The 25,212-nt window shown below is 62.1% G+C and carries 25 protein-coding genes and 2 pseudogenes; 10 read left to right on the forward strand and 17 right to left on the reverse strand.

Annotation, left to right across the window (positions count from 1 at the left end):
• Positions 1-21: 21 nt before the first annotated feature.
• The 3 genes from nuoN (at position 22) to H9K75_RS18665 (ending at position 2,472) form a co-directional block, all read left to right on the forward strand.
• Entirely contained in the window at positions 22-1,515 is a 1,494-nt protein-coding gene (gene nuoN, locus H9K75_RS18655) for an NADH-quinone oxidoreductase subunit NuoN (protein WP_187723745.1), read from the forward strand.
• A 53-nt stretch (positions 1,516-1,568) separates the two neighbouring features.
• Positions 1,569-1,874 (forward strand): DUF2818 family protein, encoded by a 306-nt coding sequence (locus H9K75_RS18660; protein WP_187723746.1) that lies wholly within the window; start codon positions 1,569-1,571, stop codon positions 1,872-1,874.
• An 88-nt stretch (positions 1,875-1,962) separates the two neighbouring features.
• A complete protein-coding gene (locus H9K75_RS18665; protein WP_187723747.1) occupies positions 1,963-2,472 on the forward strand; it encodes a DUF1178 family protein in 510 nt (169 codons plus the stop codon).
• A 27-nt stretch (positions 2,473-2,499) separates the two neighbouring features.
• Here the strand turns inward: H9K75_RS18665 and H9K75_RS18670 are convergent, their stop codons facing one another.
• Positions 2,500-3,294, reverse strand: a complete 795-nt coding sequence (locus H9K75_RS18670; protein ID WP_187723748.1) for a transporter substrate-binding domain-containing protein — start codon at positions 3,292-3,294, stop codon at positions 2,500-2,502.
• A 189-nt stretch (positions 3,295-3,483) separates the two neighbouring features.
• Positions 3,484-4,826 (reverse strand): annotated as a pseudogene (gdhA, locus tag H9K75_RS18675) (NADP-specific glutamate dehydrogenase).
• Between the two features lie 374 nt (positions 4,827-5,200).
• On the opposite strand from gdhA, the gene H9K75_RS18680 reads away from it, so the two are divergent.
• Positions 5,201-5,455 (forward strand): hypothetical protein, encoded by a 255-nt coding sequence (locus H9K75_RS18680; RefSeq protein WP_187723749.1) that lies wholly within the window; start codon positions 5,201-5,203, stop codon positions 5,453-5,455.
• Between the two features lie 6 nt (positions 5,456-5,461).
• On the opposite strand, the gene mutL is transcribed toward H9K75_RS18680, so the two are convergent.
• The 4 genes from mutL to H9K75_RS18700 form a co-directional block, all read right to left on the reverse strand.
• Complete coding sequence (gene mutL / locus H9K75_RS18685) at positions 5,462-7,432, reverse strand: DNA mismatch repair endonuclease MutL (protein ID WP_187723750.1); 1,971 nt, start codon at positions 7,430-7,432, stop codon at positions 5,462-5,464.
• An 81-nt stretch (positions 7,433-7,513) separates the two neighbouring features.
• Positions 7,514-8,422 carry a hypothetical protein gene (locus tag H9K75_RS18690; RefSeq protein ID WP_187723751.1) on the reverse strand — a complete coding sequence of 303 codons (909 nt, stop codon included), beginning with the start codon at positions 8,420-8,422 and terminating at the stop codon, positions 7,514-7,516.
• A complete protein-coding gene (locus H9K75_RS18695) occupies positions 8,419-9,294 on the reverse strand; it encodes a hypothetical protein (protein WP_187723752.1) in 876 nt (291 codons plus the stop codon). The genes H9K75_RS18690 and H9K75_RS18695 overlap by 4 nt, the downstream gene beginning before the upstream one ends.
• A complete protein-coding gene (locus tag H9K75_RS18700; protein WP_187723753.1) occupies positions 9,291-10,172 on the reverse strand; it encodes an ATP-binding cassette domain-containing protein in 882 nt (293 codons plus the stop codon). The genes H9K75_RS18695 and H9K75_RS18700 overlap by 4 nt, the downstream gene beginning before the upstream one ends.
• 138 nt (positions 10,173-10,310) lie before the next feature.
• On the opposite strand from H9K75_RS18700, the gene H9K75_RS18705 reads away from it, so the two are divergent.
• Positions 10,311-10,979, forward strand: coding sequence for a DedA family protein (locus H9K75_RS18705; protein WP_187723754.1), 669 nt, complete (start codon positions 10,311-10,313; stop codon positions 10,977-10,979).
• A gap of 108 nt (positions 10,980-11,087) precedes the next feature.
• On the opposite strand, the gene H9K75_RS18710 is transcribed toward H9K75_RS18705, so the two are convergent.
• From H9K75_RS18710 to tsaE, 3 genes and pseudogenes are all read right to left on the reverse strand, one after another.
• Positions 11,088-11,333, reverse strand: coding sequence for a glycine zipper 2TM domain-containing protein (locus tag H9K75_RS18710; protein WP_187723755.1), 246 nt, complete (start codon positions 11,331-11,333; stop codon positions 11,088-11,090).
• Between the two features lie 192 nt (positions 11,334-11,525).
• A pseudogene (locus tag H9K75_RS18715) lies at positions 11,526-13,065 on the reverse strand (N-acetylmuramoyl-L-alanine amidase).
• 22 nt (positions 13,066-13,087) lie between these two features.
• On the reverse strand, positions 13,088-13,633 hold the full coding sequence (tsaE, locus tag H9K75_RS18720) for a tRNA (adenosine(37)-N6)-threonylcarbamoyltransferase complex ATPase subunit type 1 TsaE (protein ID WP_226858309.1): 546 nt from the start codon (positions 13,631-13,633) through the stop codon (positions 13,088-13,090).
• On the opposite strand from tsaE, the gene queG reads away from it, so the two are divergent.
• Complete coding sequence (gene queG / locus H9K75_RS18725) at positions 13,616-14,692, forward strand: tRNA epoxyqueuosine(34) reductase QueG (RefSeq protein WP_226858310.1); 1,077 nt, start codon at positions 13,616-13,618, stop codon at positions 14,690-14,692. The genes tsaE and queG overlap by 18 nt on opposite strands.
• Before the next feature lie 9 nt (positions 14,693-14,701).
• Here queG and H9K75_RS18730 read toward each other — a convergent pair whose 3' ends face one another.
• On the reverse strand, positions 14,702-15,619 hold the full coding sequence (locus tag H9K75_RS18730; protein ID WP_187723757.1) for an AEC family transporter: 918 nt from the start codon (positions 15,617-15,619) through the stop codon (positions 14,702-14,704).
• Positions 15,620-15,776: 157 nt separating this feature from the next.
• Here H9K75_RS18730 and H9K75_RS18735 point away from each other — a divergent pair, with 157 nt between their 5' ends.
• The gene (locus H9K75_RS18735) at positions 15,777-16,739 is read left to right on the forward strand and encodes a tripartite tricarboxylate transporter substrate binding protein BugE (protein WP_187723758.1); all 963 of its coding nucleotides are present in this window, start codon (positions 15,777-15,779) and stop codon (positions 16,737-16,739) included.
• A 74-nt stretch (positions 16,740-16,813) separates the two neighbouring features.
• Positions 16,814-17,710 (forward strand): site-specific tyrosine recombinase XerD, encoded by an 897-nt coding sequence (gene xerD / locus H9K75_RS18740; protein ID WP_187723759.1) that lies wholly within the window; start codon positions 16,814-16,816, stop codon positions 17,708-17,710.
• A 37-nt stretch (positions 17,711-17,747) separates the two neighbouring features.
• On the opposite strand, the gene H9K75_RS18745 is transcribed toward xerD, so the two are convergent.
• Complete coding sequence (locus tag H9K75_RS18745; RefSeq protein ID WP_319016841.1) at positions 17,748-18,839, reverse strand: EAL and HDOD domain-containing protein; 1,092 nt, start codon at positions 18,837-18,839, stop codon at positions 17,748-17,750.
• 347 nt (positions 18,840-19,186) lie between these two features.
• Positions 19,187-19,987, reverse strand: a complete 801-nt coding sequence (locus H9K75_RS18750; RefSeq protein WP_187723761.1) for a ferritin-like domain-containing protein — start codon at positions 19,985-19,987, stop codon at positions 19,187-19,189.
• A 47-nt stretch (positions 19,988-20,034) separates the two neighbouring features.
• On the opposite strand from H9K75_RS18750, the gene H9K75_RS18755 reads away from it, so the two are divergent.
• Entirely contained in the window at positions 20,035-20,559 is a 525-nt protein-coding gene (locus tag H9K75_RS18755) for a gamma carbonic anhydrase family protein (protein WP_187723762.1), read from the forward strand.
• Positions 20,560-20,573: 14 nt separating this feature from the next.
• Positions 20,574-21,566 (forward strand): Hsp33 family molecular chaperone HslO, encoded by a 993-nt coding sequence (gene hslO / locus H9K75_RS18760; RefSeq protein ID WP_187723763.1) that lies wholly within the window; start codon positions 20,574-20,576, stop codon positions 21,564-21,566.
• A gap of 15 nt (positions 21,567-21,581) precedes the next feature.
• On the opposite strand, the gene H9K75_RS18765 is transcribed toward hslO, so the two are convergent.
• From H9K75_RS18765 to kdsA, 5 genes are all read right to left on the reverse strand, one after another.
• A complete protein-coding gene (locus H9K75_RS18765) occupies positions 21,582-22,172 on the reverse strand; it encodes a hypothetical protein (protein ID WP_187723764.1) in 591 nt (196 codons plus the stop codon).
• Positions 22,147-22,428, reverse strand: coding sequence for an FtsB family cell division protein (locus H9K75_RS18770; protein WP_187726107.1), 282 nt, complete (start codon positions 22,426-22,428; stop codon positions 22,147-22,149). Before H9K75_RS18770 ends, H9K75_RS18765 begins: the two co-directional genes overlap by 26 nt.
• Before the next feature lie 180 nt (positions 22,429-22,608).
• Positions 22,609-23,895 (reverse strand): phosphopyruvate hydratase, encoded by a 1,287-nt coding sequence (eno, locus tag H9K75_RS18775; protein WP_187723765.1) that lies wholly within the window; start codon positions 23,893-23,895, stop codon positions 22,609-22,611.
• A gap of 95 nt (positions 23,896-23,990) precedes the next feature.
• Positions 23,991-24,281: a DUF1330 domain-containing protein gene (locus tag H9K75_RS18780; protein ID WP_187723766.1), complete on the reverse strand. Its 291-nt coding sequence runs from the start codon at positions 24,279-24,281 to the stop codon at positions 23,991-23,993.
• Positions 24,282-24,338: 57 nt separating this feature from the next.
• The gene (kdsA, locus tag H9K75_RS18785; protein WP_187723767.1) at positions 24,339-25,196 is read right to left on the reverse strand and encodes a 3-deoxy-8-phosphooctulonate synthase; all 858 of its coding nucleotides are present in this window, start codon (positions 25,194-25,196) and stop codon (positions 24,339-24,341) included.
• Positions 25,197-25,212 lie beyond the last annotated feature (16 nt).

Consider the following 25,212-nt stretch of genomic DNA (forward strand, 5'->3'; position numbering starts at 1 on the left):
GACTGGATTGAGAGATAAGAAATGATTGACAACATCAGCTGGCTGGCCATTTATCCGGAGATCGTGCTGCTGGTCATGGCCTGCGTGATCGCGCTGGTAGACCTCGGCGTGAAGAGCTGTGGCCGCGCTCCGACCTACATCCTGACGCTGCTCACGCTGCTCGTCGTGGCCGTGCTCGAGGCCATGTACGCCCGCAATGGCACCACCTTCTACGGCTGGGGCAATATGGTCGTGAGCGACGCCATGGGTAGCTGGCTCAAGTGCTTCGCCGCCGTGGCGATGATGATCACCATGGTCTACGGTCGTCCCTACGCGGCCGACCGCGACATGCTGCGCGGCGGTGAGATGTTCACGCTCTCGCTGTTCTCGCTGCTGGGCATGTTCGTGATGATCGGTGCCAACAATTTCCTGGTCGTCTACCTTGGCCTTGAGTTGCTGACGCTCGCAAGCTACGCGCTTGTGGCGCTGCGCCGCGACCATTCGCAGTCCATCGAGGCCGCGATGAAGTATTTCGTGCTCGGCGCGATGGCTTCGGGCTTCCTGCTCTATGGCCTGTCGATGATCTACGGCGCCACCGGTTCGCTCGACATCGGTCAGGTATTCCAGGCCATCAACGGTGGCCAGATCCGTCATCAGGTACTGGTTTTCGGCACGGTGTTCGTGGTCGCCGGTCTGGGCTTCAAGCTCGGCGTGGTGCCGTTCCACATGTGGGTGCCCGACGTCTACCAGGGCGCGCCGACCTCCATCACCTTGTTGATCGGCAGCGCGCCCAAGCTCGCAGCCTTCGGCATGACCATGCGTCTTCTGGTCGATGGCCTGCTGCCGTTGGCCTTCGACTGGCAACAGATGCTGATGGTGATGGCGGTCTGCTCGCTGCTGATCGGCAACCTGGCGGGTCTGATGCAGACCAATCTGAAGCGCATGCTGGCCTACTCGACCATCTCGCAGATGGGCTTTGTGCTGCTTGGCCTGATGTCCGGCGTCATCCATGGCAACGTCGACGCCAATGCCGTCGAGAACGCCTACAGTGCCGCGATGTTCTACGTGGTGACCTACGTGCTGACGACGCTCGCGGCGTTCGGCGTGATCCTGCTGCTGGCGCGCGATGGCTTCGAAAGCGAAGAGATTGCCGATCTGGCAGGACTGAACCAGCGTAGCCCGCTCTACGCCGGCGTGATGGCCATCTGTTTGTTCTCCATGGCCGGCATTCCGCCGCTTGTGGGTTTCTATGCCAAGCTGTCGGTGCTCCAGGCACTGGTGTCTTCCGGCGAGACCTCGCACATCGCATTGGCGGTGTTCGCGGTGATCATGTCGTTGATCGGTGCGTTCTACTACCTGCGCGTGGTGAAGGTCATGTACTTCGACAAGCCGCTCACAGCCACCACGGTTTCCGCGCCAATGGACGTGCGCACGGTGCTCACGCTGAACGCCGCCGCATTGCTGGTGCTGGGCCTGTTGCCCGGTGGCCTGATGAACCTGTGCGCCGACGCCATCGTTCGCGCACTCGCGACCTGATCGGTGGATCGGTTCGCGACAAGGCAAAGAGACAAGAAAAAGGAAGAGGCCGCATGTCACAGACCGCTGCGATCTGGCTGGTGATTCTGGCGGCGTTTGCCGCTGCCAACTGGCCTTTCCTGTCTCAACGCCTCATGCTCGTGGGGCCGCTTCCCAAGGGCGCGAAGCCCTTTGCCGTCCGGCTTCTCGAACTCGTCGTGCTGTATCTCGTGGTCGGCTTGATCGCGATGCTGCTCGAACGCCGAGCGGGCCAGAATGCTCCTCAGGGATGGGAGTTCTACGCCGTGACCGCAACGCTGTTCATCACGCTCGCATTCCCGGGCTTTGTCTACCGTTATCTGGTGCGCCGCCGCGGCTGAGGCGTTTGGCGCTACCATGCGCATCTCGCACCCCATGCGGTGCAGTTGGCCCTCTCTTTTCTCCTACGACTCACGTTGATCTGCCGATATGAAGGTTCTTGATCTGCTCTGTGATGCCGACCACCGCTTCGAGGGCTGGTTTGCGTCCGAAGAGGACTTTCAGTCTCAGCTTGATCGTGGCCTCGTCGAATGCCCCATGTGCGGCAGCGACCACATCCGCAAGGGCCTGAGCGCCCCGCGCCTGAATCTGCGCACGCCCCTGCAGGATCATCCGCCGCCGCATCAGGCCAGTGCTTCGGACGACAGCGTAGCGGCGGCAACGTCCCGGAACGTCAGCAATCGCGCGTCACCGATGTCCGCGCAATTGCAGTCCCAGTTACAGGAAGCATGGCTGCGAGCGGCGCGCCATGTCGTCGCCAACACGGAAAACGTTGGCGAGCAATTCGCTCACGAGGCACGCCGCATTCACTACGGCGATGCGCCCGAGCGCGGCATTCGCGGTCAGGCGTCGGCCGAGGAGACGGCTGAACTGCTCGAAGAAGGCATCGACGTGATGCCCTTCGTGCTTCCGGATTCGCTCAAGGAAACGCTGCAGTAACGGCGCGCGCCGTCAACTGGCGGCACCTCACTTCAGCCATTTCTGAGCCGCAGCCTTCAGTCCGCCACGCTGATCGATCTGGTCCCACGAGAAGCGCAGCACGCGTGCGTAGTCGGCGTCATCGCTGGGAAACAGAAAGCCCAGCCGGTTCACCGGCGTGAGCGGCTTTTCCAGAAATGCGGCATGAAGACGCGGCTCGGCGTGCGCATAGTGCAGCGCCTCATAGGTCTCGGTGATCATCACGTCGCCTTTGCCTTCGGCAATCAGCGCGGGTATCTCGGCATTCTTGTCGTGGGTGCTGACCTGCGCCGAAGTGAGGTTCTGCAGCACATAGGCCTCATTGGTACCGCCGGGATTCTTGATCACGCGTACACCGGATTGATTGAGGCTTTCGGGCGTCTGGAACTTGTCCATGTCGGCCTTGCGCACCAGCGCGACCTTGCCGAACGGCGCATAGCCCGGAAGCATGTCGGCCTGGCTGATGCGTGCCACATTGCGCGTGATACCGCCCACCGCCACGTCGTACTTGTTGGCCTTGAGGTCTGCCATCAAGTTGGGCCAGCTCGTGGGCACGAACTCCACCTTGACGCCCATTTCCTTGGCCATGGCCTCGATCACGTCCACGTCATGACCGCTGTAGCCACCATCGGTCTTGATGGCAAACGGACGATAGTCGCCCGGCGTGCCGACGCGCAGCGTCTTGGTCTGCATGATCTGGTCGAGGCGAGGACCGGCGGTGGCGGAAAAACAAGCCAGCGCACAGGTCGCCGAGGCGATGACGGTCAGCGTGGAGTGCAAAAAGCGGTGGTGAGCGATGGGCATGATGAAAGATGTCTCCTTAGAAAGTGGCTGGTCGATAGCCAGCAAAACCACCTGCCGAGTATTGCACCGAGTCGGCTGGATTTTCACTACCGCGCAAATGCTGCGCATGGAAGGTCAGGCTGCGTGGCAGGTGCGCCCATGAAAAAACCGCCCGAAGGCGGTTTCCAGATCAAGCAGGGGCGCCGAGGATCAGATCACGCCCTGTGCCAGCATGGCATCGGCCACCTTCACGAAACCAGCGATGTTGGCACCATCGATATAGCTCACGGTGCCGTCCGCGCGCTTGCCATGCTTGACGCAGGCGGCGTGGATGTTCTGCATGATCTGCAGAAGGCGAGCGTCCACTTCCTCGCGGTTCCATGTCAGGCGCATGGCGTTCTGGCTCATTTCCAGACCCGACGTGGCCACGCCACCGGCGTTCGACGCCTTGCCCGGGGCGTAGAGCACGCCTGCCGCTTCAAACGCCTTGGCGGCTTCGATGGTGGAGGGCATGTTCGCGCCTTCGGCGACGCAGACCACGCCGTTCTTGATCAGCAGTCTGGCGTCGCTCTCGTCGAGTTCATTTTGTGTAGCGCAGGGCAGCGCGATATCGACCGGAACATGCCAGGGACGCACGTTCGCTTCAAACCTCGCGCCCACGCGCGCGGCATAGTCGTTGACGCGGCCATACAGATGGTTCTTGACCTCCATGAGGACCGCGAGCTTCTCGGGCGTGAAGCCGTCCTCGTCGATCACGGTGCCCGAGGAATCCGACACGGTCACGACCCTGGCGCCGAGTTCCATGGCCTTTTCGACCGCGTACTGCGCCACGTTTCCCGAGCCGGACACCGACACACGCATGCCGCCAAAGCTCTTGCCCTGCGTCTTGAGCATTTCGTCGGCAAAGTAGACCGTGCCGTAGCCGGTCGCCTCGGGACGGATCAGCGAACCGCCGAACGCCATGCCCTTGCCGGTGAACACCGAAGCCGCGCTGTTCGCGAGCTTCTTGTACATGCCGGCCATGAAGCCGACTTCGCGGCCACCCACGCCGATGTCCCCTGCGGGCACGTCGGTGTCGGGCCCCACGTGGCGGAACAGCTCGGACACGAAGGCCTGGCAGAACCGCATGACTTCAGCGGGACTCTTGCCCTTGGGATCGAAATCGGATCCGCCCTTGCCGCCGCCCATGGGAAGGGTGGTCAGCGCGTTCTTGAAGGTCTGCTCGAAAGCCAGGAACTTCAGCACCGACAGATTCACCGAGGGATGAAAGCGCAGACCGCCCTTGTAGGGGCCGATCGCCATGCTGTGCTGGATGCGAAAGCCCGGTTGACCTGCACGTCGCCGTGGTCGTCGGTCCAGGACACGCGGAACATCACGATGCGCTCGGGCTCAATCAAGCGCTCGAGCAGGCCGTGCTCCGCATAGCGCGGATTCTTCTCGATGAAAGGCCACAGGCTTTCCATCACTTCGGTGACGGCTTGCAGAAATTCCGGTTGACCGGGATTGCGCTGCGCGACTTGTTCGAGAAATTGACCGAGCGATGCGTGCTTCATAGAGCGGAACCTTCTATCTATCTTGGTGACAACTGTTTCTTGATTGCAAGCGGAATTATGTCAAAAAGACATGGCGTCATGCACCAAAATGGAAGGCATGCACCCGCGGTGCTCAGGTTTCTTGACGATGGACAATTCGGGATAGGTAGTTTGCACTCTTTTGGTGATACCACTGCCTTGTTTTGGTGATTGATGGTCGTCGATCCAGGGCTGTCCGGAGTCGCACCGATTTCGCGTGCGGGAGTCCCTGATCGCGTGAGTGGCAAGAATGGGGTACACGGGGTTGTCATCTCGCGGACAGACAGTGTCGATCCCGGTTGATCGAACACTTCCGGATCGAAGTGATGGCGGGTTTACGAAAAAGGGGTCAATCCATGAAAAATAGGACCAGAGCCTGCGCATTGAGCGCGACTGCCGCAGCGGCCGTTTTTCTCACGACCGGCGCATCGGCGGCGCAGGACGATGACGTGGTGAGCAAGCGGCGATCACCCGTCGCGGTCGAATACGCACTCGCCGCCCAGCGCCAGCCAGGGCTGGTGGATTTCACGCACAGCTTTGCGACGCAATGGGTGCTCTCATCGGCCGCCCTGGCGGGCAGCCCGACGCCCGAGGCCTCAGAGCTGGACTGAAAACGTTCAGCGGCCGCGCAGGAACAGCGCGTCCAGCTCCTTCATGGAGAGCTGCCGCCACGTGGGCCGTCCGTGGTTGCATTGGTCCGAGCGGTCGGTCACTTCCATCTGCCGCAGCAGTGCATTCATTTCGTCGAGCGTGAGCTTGCGGTTGGCACGCACCGCGCCGTGGCAGGCCATGGTGGCGAGGATTTCATTGCGCGCGCGCTGCACCACGGTGCTTGCATCATGCTGCGACAGCTCGGCCAGCACGCTGCGCGCAAGCTCCACGGGATCGCCATGCGCCAGCGCGGTGGGAACGGCCCGAACCGCCAGCGTGCGCGGCGAGAATGGCGAAATTTCCATGCCCAGCAGCGCCAGCGTGTCGGCGTTCGATTCCGCCGCCGCAACTTCGTGGGGCGTGGCGGCGAAGGTTGCGGGGATCAACAGCGGCTGGCTGGCGATGCGTGCCGATTCGTCGATCACCTGGCTCTTGAGGCGTTCATAGACGATGCGCTCATGCGCTGCGTGCATGTCCACGATGATCATGCCTTGCGCGCTCTCGGCCAGAATGTAGACGCCGTGAATCTGCGCCACGGCGCGGCCCAGGGGCCACGGCGATGCGTCGGACTCGGTCGTCGGTGCGCGCGGTGTGTCGATCGGCGTAGCGGCACCGGTCGATGCCGACGGTGCGGCAGCGGAGCCAGCGGGCGGCGAGTCGGCAGCAGCCGACCTCGGCGCACCCCAGAGCGCCTGCAGATCCTCGACCTTGTGGCCCACGCGTTCCTCGAACGGCATGGTGGACTGGGCCTTCCAGTGAGGCGTTGGCGCCCATGCCGTGGCCGCGTTGCCCGGCGATGCCGCCATGGGCTCATTGCCCGTAGGCAGGGGCGAATTCTCGCTCGCCGCAGCCGCAGCCGCAGCCAGCGCCTGGGCGCGTGGCACGGCGAGCGCGTTTTCCACGGCGTGACGCACGGCCTGATGGACCTCCCGGCTATCGCGAAAACGCACTTCGATCTTGGTCGGATGCACGTTCACGTCCACGCGCAGTGGATCGATTTCGACGAACAGCGCATAGACCGGCTGCTTTTGTCCGTGCAGCACGTCCTCGTATGCGCTGCGCGCCGCATGCGTCAGCACCTTGTCGCGAACGAAGCGGCCGTTGACGTAGCAGAACTGTTGATCGGCACGCGAACGCGCGGCATCCGGAAGCCCTGCGCGGCCCGAGACCGTCGCATTGCCTAGCTTGAACTGCACGGCCACCGATTCCTCGATGAAGTCGGCGCCAAGCACGTCGGCGAGTCGGCGACCAAGGGCTTCCTGATGCTTGTCGGCATTGTCGATGTCGGCGCGATCCAGCGTGGCGCGCCATTGCTCGACCAGCTTGCCTTCGTGCCAGATCGCAAAACCCACATCGGGCCGGGCGAGCGCATGGCGGCGCACGGCCTCCACGCAGTGCGCGAGTTCCGTGGCATCGGTCTTCAGGAATTTGCGGCGCGCGGGAGTGGAGAAAAACAACTCCTTGACCTCCACGGTCGTGCCCCGGCTGCGCGCAGCCGGACGCAACTCGCCACTGCGCGCATCCAGCAGAAAGCCATTGGCCTGATCCTGCGTGCGCGAGAGCAGGGCGGTTTCGGACACGGATGCAATGGCCGCCAGTGCCTCACCGCGAAATCCCATCGTGCTGACCGCTTCCAGATCGTGCAGATTGGTTATCTTGCTCGTCGCGTGGCGGCGCAGCGCCACCGGCAATTCTTCTGGCGGAATGCCGACGCCATCGTCTTCGACCGCGATCAGTCGAACCCCGCCCGCAAGCAGGCGCACGGTGATCTGCGTGGCACCGGCATCGAGTGCGTTGTCCACCAGCTCGCGCACCGCCGAGGCGGGGCGTTCGACGACCTCACCAGCGGCGATCTGGCTGATCAGCTCGTCGGGCAGATCGCGAATCGGGCGTCGGTCGGAGGTTGGGGAGAGTGGGTTGGGGTTGGCTTCGTTCACCGGTTGATTCTAGGGCCTGTTGTCGCGCGTCGAGCCCTGCAGAATCGTGGACACTCACGCTCCCGCTAAACTCGGGCCCGATCACGACCCGTTCGGTTGTTCGCAGGCGGGCCAAAGGCTGGACTTGATCTGCTTGAGTTCGTCCGCCTGCGCCGTTGTCAGAGTCTGCACCTGAACGCGCTCCAGATAGGCGATTCGACGCAGCTTGAGCATTGCGTCCGGCGAGGTTTTGAGCGCCAGTTGCAGGTCTGGTTCCATAGTGTGAATGGCGATCTGGGCGTCCGCTGACAACACGGTGATCTGCCCGAAAATTCCACCTTTGTAGCTGAAGTCATCGGAATATTTTTCGCCTTTTCGCGGGTCATGGAAGCAGGGGTCGGTGGGCAGCAGATGGGCCGTCAGGGTTCCGAGCTTGCCTTGAGCAGCGTCGCTTCGCAGGTCCGCATGCACCTCGGCATCCGACAGGGTCTCCCACAGGATGTCGTTTCTTGCGGTGGCACCCACGTTCAATTCGCGCGCGCGAATGCTCAGCGAAGGCATGTCGGCGGCCGACGCCATCAGCAGATGCACCTGGGGCCAGGTCAGTTCGGTAATCGATGCGGGGAGCGTCAGGCTGACAGGGCGGTCGAGAGCGATGAAAGGTTTCTTTTTCTGATCTGCGTTGGAAGGCGATTCGGCCATTCGGACAAAAACCGTGTCGCCTTCGCGCACCAGAAGCAAGGGCGTGGAGGAATTCTTCATCTCCCTGGCCGTCTGCAGTCGCATGTCTCCGCTCCAGCCCGCCAACACCAGCGTTGGCCGCGAGTATTGCCATTGGTATGAGGTTTTCACGTCGAAGACCACGCGCTTCACGCCCTGTAGTTCCGCTGCCTTGAGCGTTTGCAAGGGCCCCGTTTCGCGAGCGGGAGCGTTGTATTGCGCGATCCACACGCCGGCCCAGCCGACAATCACCGCAGCGACGAATACGACGGATGCCAGTCGCTGTTTCATGTGAGATCCCGTTCGCGCAATGCCAGATAAGCGGACCACCAGACAAGCGCGGGAGTACCCAGCCAGAACAAGAGATTGGAGACGATGGTGGAGGCGTTAAGGTCCACACGTCGCGAACCGTCGATCCAGTGCGTCAGCGCCCCGGTTTCACCATCGGTGAACATGCTCAGCGACAACACGAACAGTGAAAGAATCAGCAGGATGAAGGCGAGCGCCAGCGTCTTGAACGGCGCGGCGTGGCGAAATCGCACGAGCGCGAAGGCTCCAAAGCCAGCGATGACGGTGTAGAACCACTGGAACATCCATTGAGACGACGCGTCGATTTGCGACCTGTCGTCGGCGCGGAGGAACGGCAGGTAGACGTGAAACCCAGCCGACTGGCTGGTGATCGCGTTAGGCGTGATGAGGCGCGCTTTCGCATGATTCGCCGACTCCAGCATTGCGACGAAGCCATTGAGCGGCACGGTGGCCAGCAGATAGACCACGGTGTAGGCCAACGGAAAAGCCACCAGCATCAGCAAGGCCGCATGCAGCCATTTTTCGAATGTGGATGCGGGACGCATCAGCATCAGCAGGCCCGATCCCTGTTTGTACATGGGCGCGTGCAGCACGAACATGAACGGGATGCCGAAGATGCACAGGAAGACGTTGTACCAGCCTTGCTGCGTGCTGACGTCCATAGGGCGCATTTTGCCCAGCACGAACTGCGCCCAGCCATGCAGCAACAACTGCACGACGAGCGCAATCAGCAGCACTGCGGCATAGATTCGCCAGCGCTCGGCAAAATCCACCCTTGCAAGTGCCGCGAAGCGCGACCAGCGAAAGTGACTGCCTTTGCCTGTGGCTGTGTGTCTGGCCTGTGGGTTCTTCAATCCCGCTCTCCCGCGACGGCCAGCATCTGTTGAGGATTCAGGCTCAGCGCCTTGTAGATCAGTTCGAGTTGCAAGGGCGTTGCCGGAAAATCCGCTGCCAAGGCATCACGCCGCGCAAGCCAGGCGATCTGCGTGCCCAGCGGCTCGGTGTAGAGCAGCGCGTCCTGATCGGGGAGTTCGTCTGCGGACGCGGCCACGCCCATGGCGAGATCATCAGCGAGTCGCTGCATGTCCGAAGAAAGCCGCAGCGCGCCGCCGTCGATGAACCAGATGTGACGGATGATGCTTTCCAGATCGTGGGCCTGATGTGTGCTGATCAGCACGATGCGCGTGGCATGCTCCGGCCGCAGCATCAGTTCCTTGAACTGCATGCGGCTTTCGATGTCGAGGCCATTCGTCGGCTCATCCATGAGCAGCACCGGCGTGCGCGTTGCGAGCGCAAACGCAATCGTGGCCTTCTTCTTCTGACCCAGGCTCATCTGCGAGAAACGTTGATCGTGAGGCACTTGCAAGTCCGCGAGATATTCACGGAACAACGCTGCATCGAACGCCGGATAGAACACGCCCTGGTTGCGCATCAGCGCCTCGGGCTTCAGATTGGGCAGATGAAATTCCTCGGGCAGGAGATAGACCTGCGCGAGAAATTCCGCAGCGCGCTGGCGTGGCGTGTAACCCAGCACGCTGATCGCGCCGGCCTCGGGCGTGAGCAAACCGCAGAGGAGCTTCAGCAGCGTCGATTTCCCGGTGCCATTGCGCCCGAACAGCCCGTAGACGCCGGGCGCACCGATGTGCGCATTCAAGCGGTCGAACAGCGGCGTCTTGTAGCCGAATTGCAGATCGCTGACGCGTATCTCCGCCGCGAGCGGGTTATCTCCCATGGGGTCCTTGTCTTTGAGTGCCTGAGCAGTGGATTGCCAGCCAGCATTCTAGGTAGTCGCGAGAAATTCTCCATCCCGACAGGCGGTTGCGCGCGATGCGCTACAGTCCATGCCTTCTTGAGACACCGGGGAACGGGTTTGGAAATCGTCAGTTTTTTGATCGACTTCATCTTGCACATCGACAGGCATCTTGAAGCGTTTGTGATCAGTTATGGGCCATGGGTCTATGCGCTGTTGTTCATCATCGTGTTCGTGGAAACGGGCGTGGTGATCATGCCGTTCCTGCCGGGTGATTCGCTGCTGTTCATCGTCGGTGCGATGTGTGGTGCGGGGCTCATGCACTATTCGATTGCCGTGCCGATCCTGCTGGCGGCGGCGATTCTCGGCGACCAGTGCAACTATTCGATAGGGCGTTATCTGGGGCCGAAGGTATTCCAGTGGGAGGATTCGCGCTGGTTCAACAAGCGGGCGTTCGATCAGGCGCACAGCTTCTATGAACGCTACGGCGGCGTCACCATCATTCTGGCGCGCTTCATGCCGTTCATTCGCACCTTCGCTCCGTTCGTGGCAGGGGTGGCGCACATGACACGCGCGAAATTCACGATGTTCAACGTGGTGGGCGCGCTGATCTGGGTGATCGGCATCGTGTCCGCCGGTTATTTCTTCGGCAATCTGGAATGGGTGAAAGCCAACCTCGAGAAGATCATCTGGGGTCTGATCCTGATTCCGGGCCTGATCGCCATCTTCGGCGCATGGAAGGCCGGGCGCGCGGAAAAGCAACGCGCTGCATCGTCGCCACAGCCCTGAACGCAACCGCCTCCTCAGAGCAGGCCCCATGCAAAGCCCCTGACGCCGCGTGTGCAGCGTCAGGGGCTTTGTTCGATGAATGCCAGCCGCAGTGACTGGCAGGGCCTATCAGTAACCGTAGCCGCGACGGTCGTAGTCGTGATTTCGGCCGACCTGGTTGCCGATCAGCGCACCAGCGGCAGCGCCGCCAACGGTTCCAATCGTGTTGCCAAAGACGGCATTGCCGACGAGACCGCCCGCTACCGCGCCGACGCCGGTCCCGACCTGTGCATTCGTGGGATTCGAGGAGCAACCGACCAGGCTGAGTGTGGCTGCGCAAATTGCGGTGGAAATGATGATGCGGATGTTTTTCATGTCAGTACCTCTTTCTCTGGAAGCGATGAACCGGTGCATCAATGGAATTTGCGTCACCGTTCAATGGGACAGGAAACCGATCCTGCCTGTCCCTATTCAACGTCCTGAGCGTGTGCGTGGCCGACAGTGGCGGGTGTCGATCCTGTAGGACTGCTACCCGGATACCGGTGGTGACCGGCATGCCGGGTTTCTTTACACGGAGCGGCTGCGCGCGAGCGGTGGGTTCTTCGCGAAGTAGCGCGTGATGCCACGCATGAGTGCCTCGGCGAGCTGGTTCTGGTAGGCCGAGGAGCGCAGCTTGGCCTCTTCATCCGGATTGCTGATGAAGGCCGTCTCCACGAGCACGCTGGGAATGTCCGGTGCCTTGAGCACGGCGAACCCGGCCTGCTCCACGCGCGGCTTGTGCAGCTTGGCGAAGCCGCCGATCTCGCCGAGCAACACGGAGCCGAGCTTCAGGCTGTCGTTGATCTGCGCGGTGGTACTCATGTCGAGCAAGGCTTTCTGCACATGCTGGTCCTGCGAGGTCACGTTCATTCCGCCGATCAAATCGGACTCGTTTTCCTTGTTGGCGAGCCAGCGCGCGGCGGAACTCGAAGCGCCGCGTTCGCTCAGCGCAAACACGCTTGCGCCCTTGGCCGCGGGCGTGGTGAACGCATCGGCGTGGATGCTCACGAACAGGTCGGCCTGCACGCGACGGGCCTTTTCCACGCGCGTGCCGAGTGGAACGAAAAAATCCGCGTCACGCGTCAGAAAGGCGCGCATCGGATTGCCGCCGATGACGGTCGCGTTGATGCGGTCGCGCAGCAGGTGAGCGATGCGCAGCACCACGTCTTTCTCGCGCGTGCCATTCGGGCCGATGGCCCCGGGGTCTTCGCCGCCGTGGCCGGGATCGAGCGCAACAATGATCAGGCGGTCGGTAGCGCGCGGCGCGGTCGGTGCCCTGACTGGCGCAGGCGCGCGGGGCGGGGAGGCGCGGGCGGTGGCGGCGCGGCGGCAACCACGGCCGGGGCGGGAGGCGGGGCCGCTGGCACGGGTATCGGCAGGGGCAGCGGAGCGGGCGGCGGGGTGCAACCGCCACGACCGGGCGATCCTGCAGCGGCTTTTCGTTGCGCTGCGCGATCAGGTCACCGAGCGGATCGACCGGCGGCGTGTCGGCCGGCTTGTTGATCGGCGCCGGGGCCTGAGCAACAGTGGCCTTGGGATCGTTCAAACGCTCGGCGATCAATTCTTCGAGTGGATCGCGCTCCTGTGCGGGATAGAGGTCAAACACCAATCGATGCTTGTACGCAGCCACGGGCGAGAGCGTGAACACCTGGGGACGCGCCGCATGTTTGAGATCCATGACCATGCGCACCACGCCGGGCGCATTCTGGCCCACGCGAATTCCGGCGATGTTCGGGTCATCGGCACGCACCTTGGCCACCAGTTCCCTGAGCTGCGGATTCAGGTCGATGCCCTCGATGTCCACGGCCAGCCGTGGCGGCGTCTCGACGAAGGTGTGTTTGGTGACGAGCTTGGTGTCGGATTCGATGGTGACGCGTGAATAGTCCTGAGCGGGCCAGACGCGCACTGCCACGATCGACGCGCCGCGCGCGATCTGTTGTGCGCCAAGCAGCAGCACGACGGTCCCTGCCTTGAGCAATGTCCGGCGGGATGCAGAAGAGGCCTTGTCGGTGGGCGACTCGTCATTCACGAGAGGTCCTTTATGTGTGGCACTGAGCGGTGGTGTCATGCGAGTGTGAGTCTCGGCTTCTTCATATGTTCAAACCCTGGAGCAGATTTCTGCCCGAAACTGTTCGAGCCTCGAGCGTAACGCGTCGTTTCTGATCGTCCAACGCTTCAATGTAAATAGCTATATCGGCTGTCGGGATTAGCGAGCCGGCTTTTTCAGGCCATTCGGCGAGCTTGAGACCGTCGCTCGCAAAGATATCGCGAAAGCCCGCATCCTCCCATTCACGCGGATCGTTGAAGCGGTAGAAGTCGAAATGCCAGATGTTCAGGCTGTTCGCCTCATGCGGTTCGACCACGGCATAGGTGGGACTTTTGATACGACCTGTTACTCCCAAAGCGCGCAAAAGATGCCGCACAAAGCTTGTCTTTCCCGCACCGAGATCGCCGTGCAGCGTGATGAAGGCGTTGCGCAACTCGGGGCGGGCCGCCACTTGACGCGCGAATGCCTCGGTCTCGGACTCGCTGGCCCAATGCGATTGCGTGCGCGCCAACGCGGCGTGCGGGCTATTTTCCGCAGGCGTGGATGCGCTTGTTTCTACAATTTGCGGGTGATGTGGTGCAGCAGTCAACTCGTTCCTCAAATTCAGCTCTGGGCTCGCGAACTGGGATTTTCCCAAATTGGCGTGGCAGGCGTGGATTTGTCGTCTTCTGAACACGGTTTGCTCGAATGGCTTGCGAACGGATTTCATGGTGACATGCATTACATGCAGGTACACGGACTCAAGCGTGCGCGACCGGCGGAACTGGTTCCCGGCACGGTCAGCGTGATCACGGCGCGCATGGACTACCTGCCCAAAAGCGTTCCCGATGGCTGGCAGGCGATTGAATTCGAGCGGCTTCGGCGTCCCGAAGAGGCCATCGTGTCGATGTATGCGCGTGGACGGGACTACCACAAGGTACTGCGCGCGCGGCTTCAAAAACTCTCGGACCGGATTGCAGAGGCGGTCGGCCCGCTCGGGCATCGCGTGTTCACCGATTCCGCGCCGGTGCTCGAATGCGAACTCGCGAGCCGCAGCGGGCAGGGCTGGCGGGGCAAGCACACGCTGGTGCTCAATCGCGAGGCCGGGTCGATGTTCTTTCTCGGCGAGATCTATGTCGATCTCGCGCTCGAGCCCACCGCGCCGACGACGCCGCACTGCGGCACTTGCACCGCCTGCATGGATGTCTGCCCGACGCAGGCCATCGTCGGTGAGCGCATGGTGGACGCGCGGCGCTGCATTTCCTACCTGACCATCGAGCACGCCGGCTCGATCCCCGAGGCGTTGCGGCCGCTGCTCGCCAACCGCATTTACGGGTGCGACGACTGCCAGCTTACCTGCCCCTGGAACAAGTTCGCGCAACGCAGCGAGTTGCCGGATTTCGACGTGCGCCCGATGCTCGAAGGCAATTCACTGGTTCATCTTTTTTCGTGGAACGAGGCCGAATTTCTGCGCTACACCGAAGGCAGTCCGATTCGGCGCATCGGTCACGAACGCTGGTTGCGCAACATCGCGGTCGCCCTGGGCAATGCCTTGCATCGGCGCGACGATCCGCAGATTCGCGCCGCGCTGCTCACACGCGCAGCGCACGACAGCGCCATCGTGCGCGAGCATGTGGCCTGGGCGCTGGCGCGTACGGCAGCGGCCTGATCGCCCGGATCACTGCAGCAGGCCGAGCGCAAACGGCAGGCTCAGCACGCCAAGCATCGTCGACAGCGTCACCAATCCCGCGACGTAGGGGCCGTTGAAGCCCATGCGCGCCGCGAGCACGAAGGCCGAGGGCGCGGTCGGCGAGGCGGAAAACAGGATCAGCACGGTGGTCTGGGCCGGATCGAGCCGGAACGCCCGGGCGAGGCCGAAGGCCAAGAGCGGCAGAATCAGGTGGCGAATGGACAGCAGTGACACCGTCAGTACCTTGTTGCGCTGGAGTTCGCCAAACTGCAAACCCGCGCCGGCAGCCATCAGGCCGAGCGCCAGCGACGCCGAACCGATGCGCGTGAAGATCGGTTCGACCAGCTTCGGGATGCTCAACCCCATGAAGTTGCAGGCGAGTCCCACGACGGTGGCCACGATGAGCGGATTGCGCACCAGCTCGCCGATGAAGCCGCGATTCGATCCGCGCGACATCGGCCAGACCGCCGCAATATTGAACAGCGGCACGCAGATGCCGATCACCACCGCCATCATCAACAGGCCCTGCGTGCCGATGAGTCGCTCGGACAGCGCCAGCATGATGTAGGAGTTGAAACGAAACCCGACCTGTGCGCTGGCCGCGTGATCGCGCCGGTTGATGCGCTTGCCGACCACCGGCAACAGCGGCAGGCAGTACGACATCGCAATCGCCAATGCGCCCATCAACACGGTGGCGCCGATCAGGCTCGACGCTTCGTGGATCTGGATGGGACTCTTGAGGATCGACTGAAACAGCAGTGTGGGAAACAGCAGGTAGTAGACCAGCAACTCCACGGACTGCCATACCGGGCGATTGAGCAGCGTGTAGCGGCAGATCAGATACCCGAGAAGGATCAGCGAAAAATCCGGCAGTAGCAGTTGAGCGTAGTTCACGGCATGCAGCATAGCCGTATGCCTTGAGCGCTATCAATTGCTTGACATTCCGCGATAGAAATTTGGGGGAAATCCCGAGGGTTCGTGGCGAAAAAACAAGCCTTCGCGGGCGTTGCTGCGATTAGTATCGCTTCTCAAATCAATGTTTCGAATGTGAGGAGTTACGTATATGCAACGCCGACACTTGATGGCCCTGGCTTTGACAATGGCCGCCGGCACATCATTCGCAGACGGATATCCCAGCAAACCCATCAAGCTGGTCGTTCCGTTCGCACCGGGAGGAACGACCGACATCGTTGCCCGCGTGATCTCGGATCCGCTCGGCAAGATACTGGGGCAAGCGGTCGTGGTGGACAACAAGGGCGGCGGCGGCGGCCTGATCGGCGCGACCGAGACCGCGCGCTCGACGCCCGATGGCTACTCGCTGGGCGTGGCGACCGTCTCCACGACGGCGGCCAATCCGGCGATCAACACCAAGACGCCGTACAACCCGATCACCGACTTCACGCCGATCATCAACATCGCCGCGACGCCCAACATCATTGCGGTGAATCCGGGCTTCCCCGCCAAGGACTACGCAGGCTTCATCGCCGAGATCAAGAAGAATCCCGGCAAGTATTCCTACGGTTCTTCGGGCACCGGCGGTATCGGTCACATGCTGATGGAGCTGTACAAGAGCCTGACCGGCACGTTCGTGACGCACATTCCGTATCGCGGCGCCGGCCCTGCGCTCAACGACGTGGTGGCCGGGCAGGTGCCGATCATTTTCGACAACCTGCCGTCGGCGCTGCCGTTCATCAAGGCCGGCAAGCTGGTGCCCATCGTGGTGTCCGCTCCCCAGCGCCTGAAGGAGCTGCCCAATGTTCCGACCTTCAAGGAAGTCGGTCTCGAGCCGGTGAATCGTCTCGCGTATTACGGCCTGCTCGGCCCCAAGGGCATGCCCAAGGACGTGGTGGACAAGCTCAACGATGCAACCCGCAAGGCGCTCGAAGACCCGGCCGTGCGCAAGCGCATCGAGGACACGGGCTCGATCGTCGTCGCGAACACGCCCGATCAGTTCGCGCAGCAGATCAAGGCCGAGTTCGACATCTACAAGGATGTGGTGAAAAAGCAGAAACTGACGCTCGATTGAGCGCCGCTTGCGCACCCTGAAAACCCCGACGCCACCTCGCCGCAGGTGGCGTTTTTACGTGCTATGTTCGTTGCATGTCGGAAAGCCAGACCGCGATTGATGAATTCCTGGACGCCCTCCTGCTGGAGGACGGCCTCGCCCGCAACACGCTCGATGCCTATCGCCGCGATCTCACCGCGTTTGCCGACTGGCTGATCACGCGGACCCCTGCGGTCGAACTGAATCGGGCGCAGGAAAATGATCTGCAGAACTACTTCGCCGCGCGGCATGCCGAGACACGGGCGACCTCGGCCAACCGGCGACTCACGGTGCTCAGGCGCTACTTTCACTGGGCACTGCGTGAGCGGCGCATCGGCAGCGATCCCACGGTGCGCATGCAGGCGGCCAAGCAGGCGCTGCGTGTGCCCAAGACACTGTCGCAGCAGCAGGTGGAGGCCTTGCTGCATGCGCCTGATGTCGATTCGATGCTCGGCCTGCGCGATCGAACGATGCTGGAGTTGATGTACGCGAGCGGCCTGCGCGTGAGCGAACTGGTCAGCCTCAAAACCTTCCACCTCGGACTGCGCGAGGGCGTGCTGCGCATCATGGGCAAGGGCGGCAAGGAGCGGCTCGTTCCGTTCGGCGACGAGGCCATGCGCTGGCTTGAGCGCTATCTCGCGGACAGTCGCGGCGTGATCCTCGCGGGACAACAGACCGATGATCTGTTCGTCACCCAGCGCGGCGCGGGCATGACCCGCGTGATGTTCTGGGTGATCGTCAAGAAATACGCGCAGTTGGCGGGCATCACCTCGCCGCTCTCGCCGCATACCTTGCGGCACGCGTTTGCGACGCATCTGCTCAACCACGGCGCGGACCTGCGCGTGGTGCAGCTACTGCTGGGTCACGCCGATATTTCGACGACGACGATCTACACCCACGTGGCGCGCGAGCGACTCAAGACGCTGCATTCACAGCACCATCCGCGCGGATAGGCGGACATACCCATGCCGAAGCGGCCCGTGCTGCGCTTCAGGCGATCTCGGCCCAGTCCTCGGCCTGCGTGCGGGCCTCGTTCAACTGCTTTTGAGAGACGCGCAGACCCGACGCCGATTGCTGCAAATCGGCGATCTCGCCAAGTTCGGATGCCTGGGCGAGTGCCAGCAGGGCGCCCAGATAGCCGGTTTGCTGCAACACGGCATCGCGCACGCTTTGCGGCATGTGCAGCAGATCGACGATGGCGTCGAGCGGAATGTCCAGCAGTTCCTGAAGCTGCGAGATCGCGCCCACGAGGAATGCATGGTCGCTCACCGACGGCGGCAATTGCTGCGTCTTGGCGATCAGTTCCATGAAGCGCCCATAGCGCACGGCGTTGCGCGCCGCAGGCGGCGTTGTTTCGGAGGTCACGCGGAAGTTTTGCAGCAGTCCGGCCCAGCAGCTCAGGCGATGGTTGCCGAGCAGGCGGATCACGTGCTCGATCGACTGGAAGCCTTCGTCGGGCGTGACGCCCGAGGTGACCGCCAGACGCAGCAGATTGAAACTCAGCACCGCATCGCGCTTGATCAAGGCCTCGATTTCCTGCGTGCTCCCCTGACCGCGCAGCAACTGCATGAGGTGCGCCACATTCGCTGCGGTGGGAAACAGCAGTCGGGCCTCGACCAGTTGCGGGCGCGACAGCCAATAGCCCTGAAACAGCTTCACCCCGAGACTGCTCAGCAGCTCAAGCTGCGCCGCCGTTTCGATCTTCTCGGCGATGAGTTGCGCGCGTGTCTGGCGTGCGGCGTATTTGGCCAGCACGGTGACCTGATCGGCGGGAAGCACCGAGAGATCGAGCTTGATGAAGTCGGCCAGCGGCAGCCAGGCAGCATAGGCCGATTCGAGCACCGTATGGCTGAAAGCCAACCGGAAACCGCGCTGGCGCAGCGTCTGTAGCGTGGGCAGGCGGGTGCGGACTTCTTCGGCCGCCGTGTGGCCTAGTGGCGGAACTTCGAGAATCACCTTGTCCGGGTTGAGCAGGGACAGATGCCCTTCGACCAGACTCTCATGCGTGCAGTTCACGAAGATCAGCCGGTCTCCCAATAGTTCGTCTACACCGGCATGTGACAAGGCAGTGAGCGCCAGCATCATGTCGCTCGCGGCCGTGTGTGCTGCGTGATTGCGAGAACGATTGAAAAGCTCGTGACCGATAACTCGACCCTCTGAATTGACAATAGCCTGACGGGCGATCAAAGCGCCAGTTGATTGTCTGCTTTGAAAAGCATTTGGCAGAGACGGTGGAGCTGTATACATACTGAAAAATCAGATGCCGACCACTTTGGCGAATGAATGGTAGTCACCCAGGTGAAGCAATCTATTGCTAAATCAACGCTGTCTTTTAATGACGATTGATTTGATTGTCGCTGATAACGCGGCAATTGTTTTGGCGATATTTATCAACAACTCTTGCGTGATTGATGACCGTCAATGCGCAACTACGGATTTAGCCATAGCAATTCCTCTTCCGTGAACCCGGCGAGCAGACGTGCGGCCATGTTCAATGGAGGCTTGGGACGTGGCGCTTCGTATTGCGCCGTCAAGGCGATGAAATGTGCGTGCGGCTCGATCTCTTTACGCTGGCATAACCAACGATACCAATGGTTGCCGATGGCGACGTGGCCGATTTCCTCTTCGAGGATGATGTCTAGAATGGCGACGGCCGCCACGGCGTCGGGCGTTCCTATCTGGCGCAGCTTTTTCTGTATCAGTGGCGTTGCGTCCAGCCCACGTGCTTCGAGCGTTCGCGGCACGAGCGCCATGCGCGCCACGACATCACCCGAGGTCTTCTGGCACATGGTCCACAGGCCCTGATGCGCGGGAAAGTCGCCGTAGTCATGACCCATGGTGCGCAAATGATCGCGCAGCAGACGAAAATGCCTGGCCTCTTCACCGGCCACCCGCAACCAGTCGAGGTAGAAGGAATCGGGCATGCCGGGAAAACGCCAGATGGCATCAAGCGCCAGATTGATCGCATTGAATTCGATGTGGGCGATGGCATGCATCAGCACCGCCCGCCCCTCGATGGTGGCGGGCGAGCGGCGGCCCACCGCTGTGTGGTGGCGCAGCTCGGGCTTTTCGGGGTGCCCCGGCAGTTCCACTCCGACGGGTGGCTGAGGCGCTGCGCTCGCGTCTATTGAAAATTGGGCCGCCCGCGCATACATATCCAGCGCGGCAGCGGATTTCTCTTCGGGGTCCGTGATGCACAAGACCTGCAATGCTCGTTGGCGTAACTCCATCCCTACAATTCTAGGTTTTCCCCCACGGCAAAAGGAGACAACCCACCATGGCAGTCTATGAATTGGATGGAATCAGGCCGAACGTCCCCGAGTCGGCATGGATTGCAGACAGTGCGCAGGTTCTGGGCAATGTGTCGCTGGGCGAGGACGCGAGTGTCTGGTTCGGTGCCGTGATTCGCGGTGACACCGACAGGATCACCATTGGCGCGGGCAGCAACATCCAGGATGCGAGCGTGCTGCATGCGGATCACGGCACGCCCCTGGTGATCGGCGCGCACGTGACGGTAGGTCATCAGGTCATGCTGCATGGTTGCACGATTGGGGATGAGACGCTGATCGGCATTGGTGCCGTCGTGCTCAATGGCGCGAAGATCGGCAGAAACTGCCTGGTGGGCGCGGGCTCGCTGGTCACCGAGGGAAAGGAATTTCCCGACGGTTCGATGATCCTCGGCAGCCCTGCCAGGGTCGTCAAGCAGCTCTCGCCGGAGCAGATCGAGGGGTTGCGCAAGAGTGCGCAGCATTACGTTGAAAACGCGCGCCGCTTCAAGAAGGGGCTGCGCAAGATTGGTTGAGAAAGACTTCTTCCGTGTCCGAACTTCACAAGTTTCTTTTTGATGGCCTGCCGGTGCGCGGCATGATCGTGCGTCTGACCGACGCATGGAAGGAAATCCTGCGCCGCAGGGCCTCCAACACCGAGAGTGGCAACTACACGCCGGCCGTGCGCGAGCTGCTCGGCGAGATGGCCGCCGCCGGTGTGCTCATGCAGTCCAACATCCAATTCAACGGCGCGCTGATTTTCCAGATTCAGGGCGACGGGCCGGTGAAACTCGCGGTGGCCGAGATCCAGTCCGACCTGAGCCTGCGCGCCACGGCCACGATCCCGGGCACCGTGACCGAGGAGATGACCAGCCTGTCGTCGCTTGTCAACGTGAACGGCAATGGCCGCTGCGCGATCACGCTCGATCCCCAGAATCGCATGCCGGGTCAGCAGCCGTACCAGGGCATCGTGCCGCTCAACGGCGAGCATGGCCAGAAGCTCGAAAAGCTCAGCGACGTGATCCAGCAGTACATGCGGCATTCGGAGCAGCTCGACACCACGCTGGTGCTCGCCGCCGACGATGAGGTGGCTGCGGGACTGCTGATCCAGCGCATGCCGGTCAAGGGCGAGGGCAATCTGCAGGCCGAAGCGATCACCGATCCGGAAGCGGACCAGATGGATGCGAACGAAGACTACAACCGCATCTCCACGCTGGCCGCGAGCCTCACGCGCGACGAGTTGCTGACGCTCGACGTGGACACCATTCTCCGGCGGCTGTTCTGGGAAGAAAAGCTGCTGCGCTTCGTGCCCCAGCAGGGCGTGGACGGTCCGCGCTTTGCGTGTTCGTGCAGCCGCGAACGGGTGAGCAACATGCTGCGCGGACTGGGCGAGGAAGAGGTGCAGAGCGTGCTCGACGAGCGCGGCTCGGTCGAAGTAGGCTGCGAGTTCTGCGGCCAGCAATACCACTACGACGCCGTGGACGCCGCGCAGTTGTTCACCGAGCGGGAAAAGCAGCCACCGGGCCCACGCAATATCCAGTGACGCTGTGGCGCGCTGTCAGCGCGCGCCGAGCAGGTCGGTGAACAAGCGATGCTCGCAGTCAGGATCGCTGCATTTCTCGCAGTTCCAGCTGCGCATGCGCGGATGCAGCGGCTTGCCGGTGTCGCTCACGACGAAGCACGCACGGTCGATCGAGGGCAGCACGGCCTTTGCAGTGAGCGCGACGGCGTTGGCCGCACTGGCGACGCAGTCTGCAAGCGAGCTGCCATACAGCACCTGATAGCCCATTGCGGCTTCGGCCAATGCGTTGCGCAGTTGCAGTTCGCTGGCAATGGCGTCGCGCGCCGAAGAGGGAACGAGCAGGCACAGGTGCGGGCGAGTCGGGGCGGTCTCGAGTTCGGCGCGCAACCAATCGCGCATCTGCTCCGGGGTGGTCAGGCCGAGCAGATCATGTGCGCTCACCTGCAGTCGCTCGCTCCAGCCGACCTGGCCCGATGCATGAAGCGCAAAGGCCGCTGCATGCGCCTGGGCCTCCCGGCCCCAGAAGGCAATGTGCAGGATCCGGCGGGGATGGCGCTGCGGTTCGCGCGAGGAGGTCGTTGCAGTGCTGACGGACGAAGCCTCAGCGTTTGGGTGCAACGTGGACATAGATTTCGTTGGGCTTGACCATGCCGAGTTCGCTGCGCGCCTTTTCCTCGACCATGTCCATGCCATCCTTCAGGTCGGAGACTTCCGCTGAAAGGCGTTCGTTCTCGGTGCGGGCCTTGTCGTTGGCCGCTTTCTGTTCCGCAATCTGCTGGCGCATGTTCGAGACATGCTCGACGCTGCCACGACCGCTCAGCAGTTGGGTCAGCACCAGCAAGAGCAGCAGCAGAAGGATCAGCGGAACGATGCGGGTGCTCATGGACAGGGGTGGTGCAGCGGAGAAGGCCTTGTCGGCAATGGTACACGCCGTGCGTTGCAGCAAAACCACGGCAGCCACCGGCAAGCCATCGCCTCAAAGGATAACGGGCTTGCGGGATGCCGTGTTCGCATGGTTCAACCCACTGTTACAACGTGTTGATGATGGCCTTGGCCTCCTCGATCAGCGCAGGTTGTAGAACGCGGCGCGGCCCGGGTAGAAGGCAATGTCGCCCAGATCCTCTTCGATGCGCAGCAACTGGTTGTATTTGGCCATGCGGTCCGAACGGCTCAGCGAACCAGTCTTGATCTGGCCCGCGTTCGTGCCCACGGCGATGTCGGCGATGGTCGAGTCCTCGGTTTCGCCCGAGCGGTGCGAGATCACGGCGGTGTAGCCCGCGCGCTTGGCCATTTCGATGGCTTCGAAGGTCTCGGTCAGCGTGCCGATCTGGTTGATCTTGATGAGGATGGAATTGGCGATCTTCTTGTCGATGCCTTCCTTCAGAATCTTGGTGTTGGTCACGAACAGGTCGTCGCCCACCAGTTGGACCTTGCTGCCGAGGCGCTCGGTCAGGTGCTTCCAGCCGTCCCAGTCGCCTTCGGCCATGCCGTCTTCAATCGAGATGATCGGGTACTTGTCGACCCAGGTGGCGAGCATGTCGGTCCACTGCTCGACAGTGAGTTGCAGGCCGCCTTCGCCTTCGAGCACGTACTTGCCATCCTTGAAGAACTCGCTGGCCGCGCAATCAAGGCCCAGAACGATCTGTTCACCGGCCGTGTAGCCGGCGTTTTCGATGGCTTGCAGGATCAACTGGATCGCGGCTTCGTGGTTTTCCACGGAAGGCGCGAAGCCGCCTTCATCGCCCACGGCGGTGGACATGCCCTTGTCGTGAATGATCTTCTTGAGCGCGTGAAACACCTCGGCACCCCAGCGCACGGCTTCGCGGAACGAAGGAGCGCCCACGGGAATGATCATGAACTCCTGCAGATCGAGGCTGTTGTTGGCATGCGCGCCACCGTTGATCACGTTCATCATCGGAACGGGCAGTTGGGTCGCGCCCATGCCGCCAAGATAGCGGTACAGCGGCAGGCCCGATTCCTCGGCAGCGGCGCGGGCCACGGCCATCGACACGGCGAGCATGGCATTCGCGCCAAGGCGAGCCTTGTTGTCGGTGCCATCAAGATCGATCAGGGTCTTGTCGAGAAAAGCCTGCTCGGATGCATCGAGGCCCAGCACGGCTTCGGAAATTTCGGTGTTGATGTGTTCGACCGCCTTGAGCACGCCCTTGCCGAGGTAGCGGCTCTTGTCGCCGTCGCGCAGCTCGATGGCTTCGCGCGAACCGGTGGACGCGCCCGACGGCACGGCCGCGCGACCCATCACGCCGGATTCCAGCAGTACGTCGCACTCAACGGTGGGGTTGCCGCGGCTGTCCAGCACTTCGCGGCCTACGATGTCAACGATTGCGCTCATGAGAGATCCTAAAAGTTAAATCCAAAAATCAAAATCGGTGGCTCGGCAAATCGGCCCGCACAGCACCTGCGCGGGCAACGCGTCGTCTGTCTGGGCTACACGCCTTCGACGCAAATCAGCCGCATGACCGCGGCACCTTCGCGCGACGCGCGGGCCTTGCCGTATTCGGGAGAATTGTAGAAAGCCTTGGCGGCATCGAAGCTCGCAAACTTGAGCAGCACGATGCGCTCGGGCGACCAGTCGCCCTCCATCACCGCCACCTGACCGCCGCGAATGCAGACCTCGGCGTTGTGCGCCTGCATGGCGGCGGTGGACCACTTCTTGTACTCCTCGTACTGCGTGGGATTGGTGACCTGAACGGTGGCGATGACGTATCCGCTGGGCATGGTTTTATCTCGTCTCGGTTGTGTAGGGTGGATGGCTTCGACGTCTTCGGCCGAATATCAGGGGTTGAAGTCGTTTTCGAGGAAACCGTTGCGCTTGGTGACATCGTCAAGCGCCACCAGCGTTTCAAGCAGCGCCTTCATGTGCTTGAGCGGCACGGCGTTCGGGCCGTCCGACAGCGCATTGCAGGGATCGGGATGGGTCTCCATGAAGACCCCAGCCACGCCCACAGCGATGGCCGCGCGCGACAGCACGGGAACCATCTCGCGCATGCCGCCGCTTGACGTGCCGTTGCCGCCCGGCAATTGCACGCTGTGCGTCGCGTCAAAGACCACGGGCGCGCCGGTCTCGCGCATGATGGACAGCGAGCGCATGTCGCTCACCAGATTGTTGTAGCCAAAGCTCGCACCGCGTTCGCAGGCCATGAAGCTGTCTTCCGGCAGGCCCACTTCCTTGGCCGCCGCGCGTGCCTTGTCGATGACGTTCTTCATGTCATGCGGCGCGAGAAACTGCCCCTTCTTGATGTTCGCGGGCTTGCCGCTTTGGGCGACGGCGCGAATGAAGTCGGTCTGGCGGCAAAGGAAAGCGGGCGTCTGCAACACGTCCACGATGCTGGCCACGGTGGGAATTTCCGCCTCGGTGTGTACGTCGGTGAGGATGGGTACGTTCAGTTCCTTCTTCACCTTGGCAAGAATCTCGAGCCCCTTTTCCATGCCCGGGCCGCGAAAGCTGGTGCCCGAGGAACGGTTGGCCTTGTCGTAGCTGCTCTTGAAGATGAAGTGGATGCCGAGCGCGGAGGTGATCTCCTTGAGCTGCCCAGCCACATCCATCTGCAATTGTTCAGACTCGACCACGCACGGGCCGGCAATCAGGAAAAAACGTTTGTCGAGTCCGACATCGAATCCACAGAGTTTCATGATGTGACGGGTCCTT

It is taken from the genome of Diaphorobacter aerolatus (assembly GCF_014489535.1).
Taxonomy (GTDB): Bacteria; Pseudomonadota; Gammaproteobacteria; order Burkholderiales; family Burkholderiaceae_C; genus Diaphorobacter_A; species Diaphorobacter_A aerolatus.

Coding starts and splice junctions, on each gene's coding strand:
- H9K75_RS18670 (WP_187723748.1), bottom strand. CDS start 3,294: ATGCCCATCGCTCACCACCGCTTTTTGCACTCCACGCTGACCGTCATC.
- H9K75_RS18680 (WP_187723749.1), top strand. CDS start 5,201: ATGAAAAATAGGACCAGAGCCTGCGCATTGAGCGCGACTGCCGCAGCG.
- H9K75_RS18710 (WP_187723755.1), bottom strand. CDS start 11,333: ATGAAAAACATCCGCATCATCATTTCCACCGCAATTTGCGCAGCCACA.
- H9K75_RS18750 (WP_187723761.1), bottom strand. CDS start 19,987: ATGGAGTTACGCCAACGAGCATTGCAGGTCTTGTGCATCACGGACCCC.
- H9K75_RS18700 (WP_187723753.1), bottom strand. CDS start 10,172: ATGGGAGATAACCCGCTCGCGGCGGAGATACGCGTCAGCGATCTGCAA.
- H9K75_RS18690 (WP_187723751.1), bottom strand. CDS start 8,422: ATGAAACAGCGACTGGCATCCGTCGTATTCGTCGCTGCGGTGATTGTC.
- H9K75_RS18770 (WP_187726107.1), bottom strand. CDS start 22,428: ATGAGCACCCGCATCGTTCCGCTGATCCTTCTGCTGCTGCTCTTGCTG.
- xerD (WP_187723759.1), top strand. CDS start 16,814: ATGTCGGAAAGCCAGACCGCGATTGATGAATTCCTGGACGCCCTCCTG.
- queG (WP_226858310.1), top strand. CDS start 13,616: ATGTGGTGCAGCAGTCAACTCGTTCCTCAAATTCAGCTCTGGGCTCGC.
- H9K75_RS18780 (WP_187723766.1), bottom strand. CDS start 24,281: ATGCCCAGCGGATACGTCATCGCCACCGTTCAGGTCACCAATCCCACG.
- H9K75_RS18765 (WP_187723764.1), bottom strand. CDS start 22,172: ATGTCCACGTTGCACCCAAACGCTGAGGCTTCGTCCGTCAGCACTGCA.
- H9K75_RS18735 (WP_187723758.1), top strand. CDS start 15,777: ATGCAACGCCGACACTTGATGGCCCTGGCTTTGACAATGGCCGCCGGC.
- H9K75_RS18665 (WP_187723747.1), top strand. CDS start 1,963: ATGAAGGTTCTTGATCTGCTCTGTGATGCCGACCACCGCTTCGAGGGC.
- eno (WP_187723765.1), bottom strand. CDS start 23,895: ATGAGCGCAATCGTTGACATCGTAGGCCGCGAAGTGCTGGACAGCCGC.
- H9K75_RS18745 (WP_319016841.1), bottom strand. CDS start 18,839: ATGCTGGCGCTCACTGCCTTGTCACATGCCGGTGTAGACGAACTATTG.
- H9K75_RS18660 (WP_187723746.1), top strand. CDS start 1,569: ATGTCACAGACCGCTGCGATCTGGCTGGTGATTCTGGCGGCGTTTGCC.
- kdsA (WP_187723767.1), bottom strand. CDS start 25,196: ATGAAACTCTGTGGATTCGATGTCGGACTCGACAAACGTTTTTTCCTG.
- nuoN (WP_187723745.1), top strand. CDS start 22: ATGATTGACAACATCAGCTGGCTGGCCATTTATCCGGAGATCGTGCTG.
- H9K75_RS18755 (WP_187723762.1), top strand. CDS start 20,035: ATGGCAGTCTATGAATTGGATGGAATCAGGCCGAACGTCCCCGAGTCG.
- H9K75_RS18730 (WP_187723757.1), bottom strand. CDS start 15,619: ATGCTGCATGCCGTGAACTACGCTCAACTGCTACTGCCGGATTTTTCG.